The sequence below is a fragment of the Kitasatospora sp. NPDC057940 genome, from assembly GCF_042887425.1.
Lineage (GTDB): Bacteria > Actinomycetota > Actinomycetes > Streptomycetales > Streptomycetaceae > Kitasatospora.
Genome location: NZ_JBHVPH010000025.1, coordinates 13,162 through 28,241, shown reverse-complemented (window position 1 = coordinate 28,241; position 15,080 = coordinate 13,162). Strand labels below are relative to the sequence as shown.

The window sequence follows — 15,080 nt, the reverse complement described above, 5'->3', positions numbered from 1 at the left end:
GCCCGGCCCCCGACCTCCCGACTTCCCGCATCCTGGAGCGCACGAGACGTGAGCAACATCCCCGAGACCGGCCGTACCCGGCGGGTGACGATCCGTCTGGTGGTGCTGCAGATCCTGGTCCTGTCGCTGCTCGCCACCCTCGGCGGACGGCTGTGGTACCTGCAGATCCGCAACGCCAGCGTCTACACCGCCAAGGCGACCGGCAACCACATCCGCGAGGTGGTCGAACCGGCCGTCCGCGGCGAGATCCTGGACGCCTCCGGGCGGATCCTGGCCGGCAACGAGGCCCGGCTGGTGGTCTCGGTCAGCCGCACCTCGCTGCTGCAGCAGAAGGACGGCGGCAAGGCGGTGCTCGGCCGGCTGGCCGAGGTGCTGGGGATGCCCGCCAAGGACGTGCAGGAGAAGACCCGGCTCTGCGACGCCAAGACCCCGCAGCCCTGCTGGAACGGCTCGCCCTACCAGCCGATCCCGGTCACCAAGGAGGCGACCACCCAGCAGGCGATGCAGATAATGGAACGCCGCGAGGACTTCCCCGGGGTCACCGCGCAGCCCACCGCCGTGCGCCGCTACACCGGCGCCGAGGGCGCCAACATGGCCCAGGTGCTTGGCTACCTCTCGCCGGTCACCGACGAGGAGGTCAGCAAGACCGCCTCCAAGTCCGGCCTGGACCGCTACCTGCCGGCCGACCAGATCGGCCGGGCCGGCCTGGAGTCGGTGTACGACCGCGACCTGCGCGGCACCGCCGGCATCACCCAGCTGGAGGTGGACAACCTCGGCCGGGTGATCGGCACCGCCGGCGCCGCCGCCCCGCAGACCGGCAACAACCTGGTCACCAGCATCGACGCCCGGGTGCAGAAGGTGGTCGAGGACAACCTCGGGCAGGCCATGGCCGACGCCCGGAAGACCTTCGACAAGGTCACCAACCGCAACTACGAGGCCGACTCCGGCGCCGCCGTGGTGATGGACGTCCACACCGGCCGGATCGTCGCGATGGCCAGCGCGCCGACCTACGACCCCAACCTCTGGGTGGGCGGCATCACCGGCAAGGACTACCAGTCGCTGACCAGCAAGGACTCCAACTTCCCGCTGCTGAACCGGGCCATACAGGGTCAGTCCGCCCCCGGCTCGACCTTCAAGGTCGTCTCCACCACCGCCGCCGTCGAGGCCGGCTACTCGCTGGACGGGACGTACGCGTGCCCGAAGAGCATGACCATCGGCGGCCGCGAGTTCAAGAACTTCGAGAGCGAGAACTTCGGCTCCATCTCCCTGGAGAAGGCGCTGGAGGTCTCCTGCGACACCGTCTTCTACGGCCTGGCGTACGACCAGTGGATGAAGGACGGCGGCATCAAGCCGAAGAAGGAGCCGGGCGACTGGTTCTTCAAGACCGCCCACCAGTTCGGCCTCGGCGCCAAGACCGGCATCGACCTGCCCAGCGAGGTCACCGGCCGGGTGCCGGACCGGCAGTGGAAGCAGTCCTTCTACGACAACAACAAGGACGCCTGGTGCGCGCAGGCGCAGAAGGGCGGCACCAGCTTCTCCGACCAGATCGCCAAGGAGAACTGCGTCGACGGCTACCAGATGCGTGCCGGTGACGCCGTCAACTTCGCGATCGGCCAGGGCGACACGCTCGTCACCCCGGTCCAGATGGCCCGGATCTACTCGGCGCTGGCCAACGGGGGCACCTTCTACCGGCCGACCATCGCCAAGGCGGTGATAAGCCCGAGCGGGGACCTCGTCCGCGAGATCGCCCCGCACGAGGACGGCAAGTTCCCCGGCTCCCAGAAGCTGCTGAGCTACATCGACCAGGCCACCGCGGGCGTCATCACCGGCGGTACCGCCGCCTGGAAGTTCGCCGGCGCCGGCTGGCCGCAGAACAAGATCGAGCTGCACGCCAAGACCGGCACCGCCGAGGTCGAGGGCAAGCAGACCACCTCCTGGCTGACCACGTACAGCAAGGACTACGCGGTCGTCATGACGATAAGCCAGGGCGGCACCGGCTCCGGCGGCTCCGGCGACGCCGTCCGCCGGATCTACCAGGCGCTGTACGGCGTCGACGACAAGGGCAACATCGACAACGGCAAGGCGCTGCTGCCCGCACCGCAGGCCGAACTGCCGAAGTTCAACCCGGACGGCACCGCGATCGTCAAGCCGGCGGCCTACACCGCCGACACCGGCAACACCGCCGACACCGTCGACCCGGCGCAGGCCCTCGCGGGCCCGGGCCTCCTGGCGTCGCCGGAGCAGGCGCAGGGCGTGCCCGGACCGGCGCCGGCCTTCCTGGAACAGGTGCCGGGCGAGCCCGCCCCGGCCTCGGCGTTCCTGGACCCGGCGCAGCCGAAGGACCGGCCCGCCCCGGGCACCGCGGCCGACGCCGCACTCGAACCGAACCGCGGCCCGGGAAGGGGGCGGGCATGACCTCCTACGGCTCCTACCGGCAGCTGCGGCTGAGCCCGCAGCGCAGCGGGGTCTCCAAGGCCCTGGCCAAGGACTCGCCGCTGTGGCGGCTGGACTGGATACTGCTGCTCGCCGCGCTGGCCCTGTCGCTCGGCAGCTCCCTGCTGGTCTGGTCGGCCACCCGAGGCCGGGACTCGCTCACCCACGGCGACCCGCAGTACTTCCTGTACCGGCACCTGACCAACCTGGTCGTCGGGCTGGTGCTGTGCTCGGTGGTGATAGGGATAGGGAGCCGGCGCTTCCGCACCCTCGTGCCGTTCCTGTACATCGGCGTGATCCTGATGCTGCTCGCCACGCTCAGCCCGCTGGGCTCGACCATCAACGGCGCGCACTCCTGGATCCAGCTGGGCGGCGGCTTCTCCATCCAGCCCGCCGAGTTCGCGAAGCTGGGGATCGTGCTGGCGATGGCGGTCGTGCTCTCCGACCAGGTGGACGCGGGGGAGCGGGAGTACCCCTCGCACCGGGCGGTGTTCCGCGGCCTGGTCTGGGCCTTCCTGCCGATGTGCGTCGTGCTGCTGATGCCGGACGCCGGCTCGGTGATGGTGATGGCCGCGATCGTGCTGGGCATCCTGCTCGGCTCGGGGGCGGCCAACCGCTGGGTGCTCGGGCTGCTGGTGGCGGGCACCGTCGGGTGCGTGGCGATCTGGAAGCTCGGGGTGCTGAGCAAGTACCAGATCGACCGCTTCGCGGCCTTCGCCAACCCGCAGCTGGACCCCTCCGGCGTCGGCTACAACACCGCGCAGGCCCGGATCGCGATCGGCTCGGGCGGGCTGACCGGCAAGGGTCTGTTCCACGGGACGCAGACCACCGGGCAGTTCGTGCCGGAGCAGCAGACCGACTTCGTGTTCACGGTGGCCGGTGAGGAGCTGGGCTTCGTCGGGGCGCTGGCGATCATCCTGCTGGTCGGCGTGGTGCTGTGGCGGGCCTGCCGGATCGCCCGGCAGGCGACCGACCTGTACGGGACGATCGTGGCCGCGGGGATCATCGCCTGGTTCTCCTTCCAGGCCTTCGAGAACATCGGGATGTGCCTGGGCATCATGCCGGTGGCGGGCATCCCGCTGCCGTTCGTCTCCTACGGGGGGTCGTCGATGTTCGCGGTCTGGATCGCGATCGGGCTGCTCCAGGCGGTCCGCAGCCAGCGGCCGATAGCGGCCTGAGCGGACCGTTCGCGCGTCCGTGCGTCCATTGAGGGCCGGCCCGAGGATCTCTCGGGTCGGCCCTCGGTGGTTCTCAACCAGGTTCTGCGGGTGGGTAGTTGTTGCCCGCTTGCGCCTGGCCCGGATCTCGGTCAGAGCAGGCAGTCGACGGCGGTGAGTGCCGCGCGGACCTGGTGGGCCAGCTGCTCCTGGACCGGCACCCAGCGGGCGCCGAAGCGGTGGTGCAGCCGGCCCAGGCTCTCGGTGACGATGTCGCGGGCCCGGCTCCGGGCCGCCTCCACGGTCGGACCGCCGGTGTCCGCCAGCAGCCGCAGCACCGTCGACGCCACCCGCAGCGGGATCCGGGCCGCGACGATCTCGGCGGTGGTCACCCGGGACACCGTGAGCGGCTCGGCGCACCAGCGGGCCAGCCACTCCTCCGCCACCGACGGGCAGAACTCCAGGGTGAACCCGGCCGCGCGCACCAGTGCGCCGTGCGCCGCCCGGGTGTGCGCGGGCACGTGGGCCAGCAGCCCGGAGAGCTCCTCGGCGCGCTCGCGCAGCGTCCGGGCCGCGGCGCCGACCGCCCGGTCCGCCGCCGGGTGCGGACGGCCGTCGCCGACCGCGTCCACGGCCCACATCGGCACCTCCAGCACGGCCGTCACCCCGCCGTGCCGGCCGGCGTACGACCAGGTGGACAGCTCCGGCTCGTCCGGCAGCGCCCGTGACCGGCCCGCGCCGTCCGCCGAGGGCATCAGGTAGGTGCCGGGGAAGGGGCTGGCCCAGCCGACCGCGTCGAAGGGGTCGACGTCCAGCGGGATGCCGGCCCGGCGCACCGAGGAGGCGAAGAGCTCGGGCAGCCCGGGCACCGGAGCGGTCAGCTGGATGAAGGCGCCGCCGAAGTCCACCCCGTGCATCGAGCACTGCAGGAACGGGCGCAGCTCGTCGATCAGGCCGGTCAGCGCCAGGCTCTCGGGCATCGGGGGCCGGCCCGCGTCGGCGGCCGGCAGCAGTTCGGGCTGCTCCTCGAACGAGGGGCGGAAGAAGTGCTCGTAGTGCCGGCGGGCGGTGAGCGGCCCGTCCAGCCAGCCCGCGTTGAGCGCGGCGCCGTCCGGGTCCAGGCAGAGCAGCAGGTGCCAGGACAGGCCGGGCCGGGTGGGGCGTGCCAGCAGCACCTCGGCCAGCCGCAGGGCGCCGGCCGTGCCGATCGGCTCGTTGGGGTGCGGGCCGCCGACGACCAGCACCGTGCGCGGGCCCCGGTCGACGGACAGCAGCAGCAGCGGGCGCCCGGCCCGCGAGCGGCCCACCTCGCGCAGCCGGCACCGCTCCGGGTGGCGCAGCGCGAGCCGCCGGGCCGCGGCCTCGGCCTGGGCCGGCGCGGGGTAGCGGGCGGCCCGGCTGCCGAGGGGTCGGGGCGGGCGGACCCGCCGGTCGGTGTCGGTCATGGCTCTCCTAGGGCGTGACCGCGTGGCCGCGCGGCCGCCTGGCTCGTCGGGCCGCCGGGGCGCGCTGGGGCGTCGACGGACGCTGCCTGCGGGGCCGGGGGCGGGGCCCCGCGCGCCGGGGACGGGTCGCCGGGGGGGGAGTCGGCGAGGGTTGAGCGTACGGCTCAACTCCCTTGTCCGGAAGGGGTGCAGGGGTCTCTGGCGGGGCCCTGTCAGTACCGCATGGGTGGTCCGGGCATGTCAACGGCGGACGGCGCCGGGCGGCGGGCGCGCACTGCGCGTGCCGGGGCGGGCCCTACCGGGGCGGCCGCGCCGGAGCGCGGGCGGGTGCCCGGGCCGGGCGTCGGTGAGCCCGGGGGTGAGCCAGCGGGCCTTTCCCCGGATTGGGCTACCCTTGAGGGTCACCCCTCCCCGCCGTCGCCTGCCGATGCGCGCGGCACCGAATCACGTCGTAAGGGTTCCTAGTACATGACTGTCGAATCGGTCTTCCCACGCCTGGAGGCCCTCCTCCCGCACGTCCAGAAGCCGATCCAGTACGTCGGCGGCGAGCTCAACTCGACCGTCAAGGACTGGGACGCCTGCGACGTCCGCTGGGCGCTGATGTACCCCGACGCCTACGAGGTCGGCCTGCCCAACCAGGGCGTCATGATCCTCTACGAGGTGCTCAACGAGCGCGAGGGCGTGCTCGCCGAGCGCACCTACAGCGTCTGGCCGGACCTCGAAGCGCTGATGCGCGAGCACGACGTCCCGCAGTTCACCGTGGACGCGCACCGCCCGGTGAAGGCCTTCGACGTGTTCGGCCTGTCGTTCTCCACCGAGCTCGGCTACACCAACATGCTGACCGCGCTCGACCTGGCCGGCATCCCGCTGGAGGCCAAGGACCGCACCGACGAGGACCCGATCGTCCTGGCCGGCGGCCACGCCGCGTTCAACCCCGAGCCGATCGCGGACTTCATCGACTGCGCGGTGGTCGGCGACGGCGAGCAGGCCGTGCTCGACATCACCGAGCTCGTCCGCGGCTGGAAGGCCGAGGGCCGCCCGGGCGGACGCGACGAGCTGCTGCTGCGCCTCGCCCGTACCGGCGGGGTGTACGTGCCGAAGTTCTACGACGTGGAGTACCTGGCCGACGGCCGGATCGGCCGCGTCGTGCCGAACGCCCCGGGCGTGCCGTGGCGGGTGTCCAAGCACACCGTGATGGACCTCGACGAGTGGCCCTACCCGAAGCAGCCGCTCGTCCCGCTCGCGGAGACCGTGCACGAGCGGATGTCCGTGGAGATCTTCCGCGGCTGCACCCGCGGCTGCCGCTTCTGCCAGGCCGGCATGATCACGCGCCCCGTGCGGGAGCGAAGCATCACCGGCATCGGCGAGATGGTGGAGCGCGGGCTGAAGGCGACCGGTTTCGAGGAGGTGGGCCTGCTCTCGCTGTCCAGCGCCGACCACACCGAGATCGGGGACATCGCCAAGGGCCTGGCCGACCGCTACAGCGACGACAAGATCGGCCTGTCGCTGCCGTCCACCCGTGTCGACGCCTTCAACATCGACCTCGCCAACGAGCTGTCCCGCAACGGCCGCCGCTCGGGCCTCACCTTCGCCCCCGAGGGCGGCAGCGAGCGCATGCGCAAGGTGATCAACAAGATGGTGTCGGAGGAGGACCTGATCCGCACCGTCGCCACCGCCTACGGCAACGGCTGGCGCCAGGTGAAGCTGTACTTCATGTGCGGCCTGCCCACCGAGACCGACGAGGACGTGCTCCAGATCGGCGCGATGGCGAAGAACGTCATCCAGAAGGGCCGTGAGGTCACCGGCCAGAACGACATCCGCTGCACCGTCTCCATCGGCGGCTTCGTGCCCAAGCCGCACACCCCGTTCCAGTGGGCCCCGCAGCTGTCCGCCGAGGCCACCGACGCCCGGCTGGCCAAGCTGCGCGACTCGATCCGCGGCGACCGCAAGTACGGCAAGAACATCGGCTACCGCTACCACGACGGCAAGCCCGGCATCGTCGAGGGCCTGCTGTCCCGCGGCGACCGCCGCATCGGCGCCGTCATCCGCGCCGTCTACGAGGACGGCGGCCGCTTCGACGGCTGGCGCGAGCACTTCTCCTACGACCGCTGGATGGCCTCCGCCGAGAAGGGCCTGGCCGGCACCGGCGTCGACGTCGACTGGTACACCACCCGCGAGCGCACCTACGAGGAGGTGCTGCCCTGGGACCACCTGGACAGCGGCCTCGACAAGGACTGGCTCTGGGAGGACTGGCAGGACGCCCTGGAGGAGGTCGAGGTCGACGACTGCCGTTGGACCCCGTGCTTCGACTGCGGCGTGTGCCCGCAGATGGACCTCAAGATCCAGATCGGTCCCACCGGGAAGAAGCTGCTGCCGCTGGCCGTGGTCAACGGGGCTGCCCCGCAAGGCTAGTTGACGGCGCGGGTGGCGCGGACCGGGCGGGTCCGGGACGCGTGACGTGCTCGAAGTGACGGATGGAGCCCTCCCCGGGAACCGGGGAGGGCTCCGTGCGTCGGGGGGCGGCTGACCAGGGGCGGGACGAGGGGGGTGGCGGGGCGCGTACCCTTTGAGGTGACAGAGTCCGGACAGCGGCGGCAGTCGTCGCGCCGGACGGGGACAACTGACTAAGGACTGAGCGACCCTGGCACGCCGTACGCCCGACGGTCCTCCGCCCGCGCCGACGGTGCAGCGGATCCGTCTCCGCTACACCAAGCGCGGCCGGCTCCGCTTCACCAGCCACCGCGACTTCCAGCGCGCTTTCGAGCGCGCCCTGCGCCGGTCCGCCGTGCCGATGGCCTATTCGGCCGGCTTCACCCCGCACCCGAAGGTGTCCTACGCCAACGCGGCCCCGACCGGGGTGGCGAGCGAGGCGGAGTACCTGGAGATCGGCCTGGCCGCCCTCCGTGACCCGGAGGAACTGCGGGCACAGCTGGACGAGTCGCTGCCGACCGGACTGGACGTGATCGACGCGGTCGAGGTCCGGACGCCGAACTTCGTGGAGCGCCTGGAGGCCTCCGAGTGGCTGCTCCGGCTGGACGGCGTCGAGCCGCAGGAGGCCGCCCGCGCGGTCGCGGTGTTCCTCGCCGCGGAGCGGGTCGAGGTCGAACGCGTGACCAAGAACGGCGTGCGGGTCTTCGACGCGCGCGGTCCGGTGGCGGCGCTCGAGATCGCCGCGCCGCAGGTCGTCGACGGTGCGGACACGGCGGCCGAAGCGGACCGCAATGTTCGGACCGGCCGTCCCTGTGCGATACTGCGCCTGGTAGTACGACACGCCACACCCGCCGTACGACCCGACGACGTATTGTCCGGTCTCCGTGTGACGGCCGACCTGGCGCCGCCGGTCCCCGCAGAGGTGACCAGGCTGGCGCAGGGGCCGCTCGACGAGGAGTCCGGCACGGTGACCGACCCGCTGGCGCTCGACCGCGCCGCGGCTCCGGCCGGCTGACAGCCGCCGGGGTTCGCGGGGCCGCGTCCGCCTGACGGGCGGAGGCCGGGTCCAGTGCCTCACTGGGCCCGACGGTCCTCCAGGTTCCCGCGGCTCCCCAGGGGAGCGAGCGTCGTCGCAGCACAGGCCGTCCACCTGAGGCCCGCCGACCACGAAGGTCGGTGGGCCCGGGAACCCCGTCCGGGAGCCACCCGGGGTTGGGGAACGGCGCAGCTTGGGAAAACCTCAGAAGACTGGTCAGACCAGAAGACTTTCGACACCCCGCCGAGCGGCGGGGCGCCGAGCGAGACTACGAGCCCCTGTGCGGCCTCGCGTCCGCGCGGCGGCACCGTGAAAGGGTCCGGCCCGAGCATCGTCGCGATGCCGGCCGGCCACGGGTGCCGTGCCGTGCCCGGATGTGGAGCCCGGGGGCCTGACGGGAGATCCACCCGCATGCTCGATAACACCGATCCGCAGCAGAACGCGGCGACGGAACAGAACGAGACCGCCGCGACCGGCGGCGAAGGCACCTCCGCGGCGCCGCCGCGCCGCCGTCGCCGTGCGGTGTCCCGCCCGGCGGGCACCCCGCAGGGCGCGGCCGCCGAGACGGCCGAGACGGTCGTCCCGGCCGAGGCGCCCGCCGCCGAGGCGCAGGCCGCACCGGCCGCCGAGCCGGTGGCCGAGAAGCCGGTCCGGGCCCGCCGGACCCGCAAGCGCGCCGAGGCTCCGGCCGGGACGCCGGAGACGACCCCGGTCGTGGTCACCGAGCCGGCCGCCGCCGAGGCGCCCGCCGTCGCGAAGACGAAGGCGAGTGCGAAGGCGACCGCGAAGCCGGTCGAGAAGGCCGCTGAGCCGGTGGCCGAGTCGGCCGCTGAGCCGGCCGCCGAGCCGGTGGCCGAGAAGCCGGTCCGGGCCCGCCGCACCCGCAAGCGCGCCGAGGCGCCCGCCGGTGCGCCGGCCGCCGCCGAGACCCCGGCCGAGGAGCCCGCTGCCGCCGCCCCGGTGGCCGAGGCCCCCGCCGCCGAGCCGGCTGCCGAGGAGGCCCCCGCCGCTCCGGCCCGCCGGCCCCGTCGCCGCCGCGTGGTCGAGGCCGCGCCGGTCGTCGAGACCCCCGTCGAGGAGCCCGCCGCCGCGGAGGAGCCCGTCGAGGAGGAGCCGGTCGAGGAGCCCGTGGCCGTCCAGCCCGCTCCGGCCGCCGAGCCGACCCACCGGGTGCGCCGCCGGGCGGTCCGCCCGTCCACCGCGATCTTCCAGGCTCCGGTGTTCCAGGAGCCCGCCGCCGCCCCGGCCCCCGCCGCGCAGCCGCAGACGCCGCAGCAGCCCGCCGCCGCCGCTCCGGCGCCGGTGGAGGCTCCGGCCGCCGCCGCGCAGCGCGAGGAGGACGAGTTCGAGTACAGCGGCGTCGGCCGCCGCCGCCGGGTGCGCACCTCGGTGCGGGTGCAGCCGCCGAGCCGTTCGAAGGCCGCCGAGCGGAAGGCCGCCGAGAAGGCGGAGCGGGCCGAGCGGGCCGAGAAGGCCAAGGTCATCGAGCGGGCGAAGGCCGCCGAGAAGGCGAAGCCGGTCGAGCGTGCCGTCGAGGTGCCGGTCGAGGCGCCCGTCGTCGAGGCCCCCGTCGCCGGTCCGGAGACCGAGGGCGAGTGGGAGGACGACCGTCCGTCGCGCCGCCGCCGTCGGGGCGGCCGCCGTCGTCGCCGTGGCGAGGCCGAGGAGTTCGAGGCCGAGGCCGTCGAGACCGGGCGGTCCGTCGTCGAGGAGCCGGCCGCGGACGTCGAGGAGGACGTCGAGGACGACGACGACCTGGCCGCCGGCCTGTCCTCGTCCCGCCGTCGTCGCCGTCGCCGCCGCCGCAGCGGTGAGGCCGGTGCCGTCGAGACCGCCGAGACCACCGAGGACGGGGTCCGCACGGTGGTGAAGGTGCGCGAGCCGCGCCGCCGTTCCACCGAGCCGTCCTTCGACCCGGACGAGGTGCAGTCCATCAAGGGCTCGACCCGTCTGGAGGCGAAGAAGCAGCGCCGCCGCGAGGGCCGCGAGCTGGGCCGCCGCCGGGTGCCGATCATCACCGAGGCCGAGTTCCTGGCCCGCCGCGAGTCGGTCGAGCGCGTCATGGTGGTGCGCCAGAACGGCCAGCGGACCCAGATCGGCGTCCTCGAGGACGGCGTGCTGGTCGAGCACTACGTCAACAAGGAGCAGGCCACCTCGTACGTCGGCAACGTCTACCTGGGCAAGGTCCAGAACGTGCTGCCGTCGATGGAGGCCGCCTTCGTCGACATCGGCAAGGGCCGCAACGCCGTGCTGTACGCCGGCGAGGTCAACTTCGGTGCGCTGGGCCACGGCGGCCCGCGCCGGATCGAGTCGGTGCTGAAGTCCGGCCAGTCCGTGCTGGTGCAGGTCTCCAAGGACCCGATCGGCCACAAGGGCGCCCGCCTGACCAGCCAGATCTCGCTGCCCGGCCGCTACCTGGTCTACGTGCCCGAGGGCTCGATGACCGGCATCTCGCGCAAGCTCCCCGAGAACGAGCGCGCCCGCCTGAAGCAGATCCTCAAGAAGATCGTCCCGGACGACGCGGGCGTCATCGTGCGCACCGCCGCCGAGGGCGCCTCCGAGGAGGAGCTGACCCGCGATGTCCAGCGACTGCAGCAGCAGTGGGAGGACATCCAGAAGAAGGCCGCGACCGGCAACGCCCCCGCGCTGCTGTACGGCGAGCCGGACATGACCGTCCGGGTCGTCCGCGACATCTTCAACGAGGACTTCACCAAGGTCATCGTCTCCGGCGACGAGGCGTGGAGCACCATCCACGACTACGTCTCCAACGTGGCCCCGGACCTCGCCGAGCGGCTCCAGCGGTGGACCTCCGAGGTGGACGTGTTCGCCACCTACCGGATCGACGAGCAGCTGATGAAGGCGCTGGACCGCAAGGTCTGGCTGCCCAGCGGCGGTTCGCTGGTGATCGACCGCACCGAGGCGATGGTCGTCATCGACGTCAACACCGGGAAGTTCGTCGGCCAGGGCGGCAACCTGGAGGAGACGGTCACCCGCAACAACATCGAGGCGGCCGAGGAGATCGTGCGCCAGCTGCGGCTGCGCGACCTCGGCGGCATCATCGTGATCGACTTCATCGACATGGTGCTGGAGTCCAACCGGGACCTGGTGCTGCGCCGCCTGCTGGAGTGCCTGGGCCGGGACCGGACCAAGCACCAGGTGGCCGAGGTCACCTCGCTGGGCCTGGTCCAGATGACCCGCAAGCGGGTCGGCCAGGGCCTGCTGGAGTCCTTCTCCGAGCCGTGCGTGCACTGCAACGGCCGCGGCGTGATCGTTCACATGGAGCAGCCGAGCGCCCACGTCCACACCCCGGCCGTGTCGGCCGAGGCGGCCGCGGGCAGCAGCAAGCGCCGTCGCCGGGGCAAGGGCGGGGCTGCCGCCGAGGAGCCGCAGGCCGTCGAGGCCACGGTGGCCGAGGTGCTCGTCGAGGGCGAGCCGGTGCGCGAGGAGATCGAGGGCCAGCTGGCCCTGGAGGTCCCGGGCGTCGAGGCGGAGGCCGTCGAGGAGGCCCCGGCCGCCCAGCCGGACCTGGTCGAGATCCCCGCCGCCCCGGCGGCTCCGGCCGGCCGCACCCGCCGCCGCGCGGTCCGCAAGGCGACGGCTCCGGCCGGTGCGCCGGGCGAGGCCGAGATCGTGGTGCTCCAGGCGCGGGCCGACGCGGCGCTGGAGGCGGCCCTGGAGGCCGCCAACACGGCCGCCCCGGCCGTGGTGACGCCCGAGGCCGTCGAGGCCGTGGAGGCCGTCGTCGAGGCGCCCGCGGAGGAGGCCCCGGCCGTCGAGACCGCGGAAGCCGTCGTCGAGGCTCCGGCGGAGGAGGCCCCGGCCGCCGAGGCCGAGGAGCCGGCCGCGGAGGAGGCTCCGGCGCCCAAGAAGCGGGCCGCCCGCAAGACCGCCGCGAAGAAGACCGCCGCCAAGAAGACGACCACGGCGGCCAAGAAGACCACCGCCCGCAAGACCGCGACCAAGCGGACGAGCGCGGCGGCCAAGAAGGCGGCGGCCGCCGAAGGTGATACGGCGGCCGAGTAGTGCCCACGCGCCCGGGGCGGGACCCTTCCCGCCCCGGGCCGTACGGGCCGGTTTGCCCCCCGGGCGGCCGGTCCGTATTCTTGACCCTCGGCGTGTCTACGCCACACGCTCCCGAGCACATCACCTTCCCGAAGCGCCGCGTTCGCGCGGCAGCGGGCGGGGAGAGGCCCCTGTGTCCGTACCCAGGCGGCTGGCGTCGGGAGTTCCGACCGAGTAAGGAAAGCAGGTACCGCATGTACGCGATCGTTCGCGCAGGCGGCCGCCAGCACAAGGTCGCCGTCGGCGACGTGCTGGAGATCGACCGTATCGAGGCCAAGCCGGGTGACTCGGTCGAGCTCTCGACCATCCTGATCGTCGACGGCGAAGCCGTCACGTCCGACCCGTGGGTCCTGGCCGGTGTGAAGACCCACGCCGAGGTCGTCGACCAGACCAAGGGCGACAAGATCGTCATCCTGCGCTACAAGAACAAGACCGGCTACCGCCGTCGCCAGGGTCACCGTCAGAAGCACACCGCGGTGCGCATCACCAGCATCGACTCGGTCAGCAAGTAAGGGGATAGCGAGATATGGCACACAAGAAGGGCGCAAGCTCTACCCGCAACGGCCGTGACTCGAACGCCCAGCGCCTCGGCGTGAAGCGCTTCGGCGGCCAGGTCGTCTCCGCCGGCGAGATCCTCGTGCGCCAGCGCGGCACCCACTTCCACCCGGGTGCGGGCGTCGGTCGCGGTGGCGACGACACCCTGTTCGCGCTGACCGCCGGTGCCGTGCAGTTCGGCACCCGCCGCGGCCGCAAGGTCGTCAACATCGTGGCCTCCGAGGCCTGAGTCACACCAGACTCACAGTGAAGGGTGGGCCGGAATGTTCCGGTCCACCCTTCATGCTTTACGCAGGTAGCAGCAGACTTTCGCACACTGGAGGCACACCATGACCACCTTCGTGGACCGCGTCGAACTTCACGTCGCCGCGGGTAACGGGGGCCACGGCTGCGCCTCCGTGCACCGGGAGAAGTTCAAGCCGCTCGGCGGCCCCGACGGCGGCAACGGCGGCGAGGGCGGCAGCGTCATCCTCACCGTCGACGCGCAGATCACCACCCTGCTCGAGTACCACCACTCGCCCAAGCGCAAGGCCACCAACGGCAAGCCCGGCGCGGGCGGCCACCGCACCGGCGCGGACGGCGGCGACCTCGTCCTGCTGGTGCCGGACGGCACCGTGGTGCTGGACCGCAACGGCGAGGTGCTGGCCGACCTGGTCGGGCACGGCACCAGCTTCGTCGCCGCCCAGGGCGGCCGCGGCGGCCTCGGCAACGCCGCGCTGTCCTCGGCCCGCCGCAAGGCGCCCGGCTTCGCGCTGCTCGGCGAGCCCGGCGAGGCCCGCGACATCGTGATGGAGCTCAAGTCCGTCGCCGACGTGGCCCTGGTCGGCTACCCGAGCGCCGGCAAGTCCTCGCTGATCTCGGTGCTCTCGGCGGCCAAGCCGAAGATCGCGGACTACCCGTTCACCACCCTGATCCCCAACCTCGGCGTGGTCACCGCCGGCGACACCGTCTACACCATCGCCGACGTGCCCGGCCTGATCCCCGGCGCCAGCCAGGGCCGCGGCCTGGGCCTGGAGTTCCTGCGGCACGTCGAGCGCTGCTCGGTGCTGGTGCACGTGCTGGACTGCGCCACCCTGGAGCCCGGCCGCGACCCGCTGACCGACCTGGAGACCATCGAGGCCGAGCTGTCCGAGTACGGCGGCCTGGAGGAGCGCCCGCGCCTGGTCGCGCTCAACAAGGTCGACGTGCCGGACGGCCAGGACATCGCCGACCTCACCCGGGAGTCCCTGGAGGAGCGCGGCTACAAGGTGTTCGAGGTCTCCGCCGCCTCCCGCAAGGGCCTGCGCGAGCTGAACTTCGCGCTGGCGCAGATCGTCGCCGAGGCGCGCGCCGCCAAGCCGGTCGAGGAGTCGACCCGGATCGTGCTGCGGCCCAAGGCCGTTGACGACGAGGGCTTCACCATCACCGAGGAGGACGGCGCCTACCGCATCCGCGGCACCAAGCCGGAGCGCTGGGTCCGCCAGACCGACTTCTCCAACGACGAGGCCGTCGGCTACCTCGCCGACCGGCTGGCCCGCCTCGGCGTCGAGGACAAGCTGTGGAAGGTCGGGGCGCACGAGGGCGACACCGTCATCATCGGCCCGGACGAGAACGCCGTCGTCTTCGACTGGGAGCCGACCATGGCCGCCGGCGCCGAGATGCTCGGCCGCCGCGGTGAGGACCACCGCCTGGAGAGCCCGCGCCCGGCGGTCGACCGCCGCCGCGAGAAGCAGAAGGGCCGGGACGCGGCCGAGGCCGAGTTCCTCGCCTTCGAGGCGCTCTCCAGCACCCGCCCGGCCGCCATCGACGAGGGCGACGACGAGGAGTGACCCGGCCGGTCGGGACGCGTCCCGACCGGCCCGGGCGAACGGCCCCCACCACCCTCCGGGGCGGTGGGGGCCGTTCGCGTGTCCGGCTCCGCCGGAACTGACGGAGCATCAGGTCTGCCGGATCCGGGTCCGGGCCGGGGTCGGGACCGGCGAT

General features: G+C 73.1%; 9 protein-coding genes. 8 read left to right on the top strand and 1 reads right to left on the bottom strand.

Translation table 11 applies throughout. The features are described from left to right. Nucleotides 1-48 precede the first annotated feature (48 nt). Together mrdA and rodA are read left to right on the top strand one after the other, a co-directional pair. Complete coding sequence (gene mrdA / locus ACFVTF_RS29620; RefSeq protein WP_387817439.1) at nt 49-2,415, top strand: penicillin-binding protein 2; 2,367 nt, start codon at nt 49-51, stop codon at nt 2,413-2,415. After that, nucleotides 2,412-3,611 carry a rod shape-determining protein RodA gene (rodA, locus tag ACFVTF_RS29615; RefSeq protein WP_371516929.1) on the top strand — a complete coding sequence of 400 codons (1,200 nt, stop codon included), beginning with the start codon at nt 2,412-2,414 and terminating at the stop codon, nt 3,609-3,611. Before mrdA ends, rodA begins: the two co-directional genes overlap by 4 nt. Before the next feature lie 131 nt (nt 3,612-3,742). Here rodA and ACFVTF_RS29610 read toward each other — a convergent pair whose 3' ends face one another. Next, nucleotides 3,743-5,035, bottom strand: a complete 1,293-nt coding sequence (locus ACFVTF_RS29610) for a M14 family zinc carboxypeptidase (RefSeq protein WP_387817438.1) — start codon at nt 5,033-5,035, stop codon at nt 3,743-3,745. Nucleotides 5,036-5,503: 468 nt separating this feature from the next. Here ACFVTF_RS29610 and ACFVTF_RS29605 point away from each other — a divergent pair, with 468 nt between their 5' ends. The 6 genes from ACFVTF_RS29605 (at nt 5,504) to obgE (ending at nt 14,926) form a co-directional block, all read left to right on the top strand. Next, the gene (locus tag ACFVTF_RS29605) at nt 5,504-7,447 is read left to right on the top strand and encodes a TIGR03960 family B12-binding radical SAM protein (protein ID WP_350878256.1); all 1,944 of its coding nucleotides are present in this window, start codon (nt 5,504-5,506) and stop codon (nt 7,445-7,447) included. Between the two features lie 271 nt (nt 7,448-7,718). Further along, complete coding sequence (locus tag ACFVTF_RS29600) at nt 7,719-8,480, top strand: TIGR03936 family radical SAM-associated protein (RefSeq protein ID WP_363620240.1); 762 nt, start codon at nt 7,719-7,721, stop codon at nt 8,478-8,480. A 432-nt stretch (nt 8,481-8,912) separates the two neighbouring features. Beyond that, nucleotides 8,913-12,524 (top strand): ribonuclease E/G, encoded by a 3,612-nt coding sequence (locus ACFVTF_RS29595; RefSeq protein WP_387817437.1) that lies wholly within the window; start codon nt 8,913-8,915, stop codon nt 12,522-12,524. Between the two features lie 233 nt (nt 12,525-12,757). Further along, entirely contained in the window at nt 12,758-13,075 is a 318-nt protein-coding gene (rplU, locus tag ACFVTF_RS29590) for a 50S ribosomal protein L21 (protein WP_350878251.1), read from the top strand. Between the two features lie 14 nt (nt 13,076-13,089). After that, nucleotides 13,090-13,347 carry a 50S ribosomal protein L27 gene (gene rpmA / locus ACFVTF_RS29585; protein ID WP_360211510.1) on the top strand — a complete coding sequence of 86 codons (258 nt, stop codon included), beginning with the start codon at nt 13,090-13,092 and terminating at the stop codon, nt 13,345-13,347. Between the two features lie 100 nt (nt 13,348-13,447). Continuing rightward, on the top strand, nt 13,448-14,926 hold the full coding sequence (gene obgE / locus ACFVTF_RS29580; protein WP_371516926.1) for a GTPase ObgE: 1,479 nt from the start codon (nt 13,448-13,450) through the stop codon (nt 14,924-14,926). The last annotated feature ends 154 nt before the right edge of the window (nt 14,927-15,080 follow it).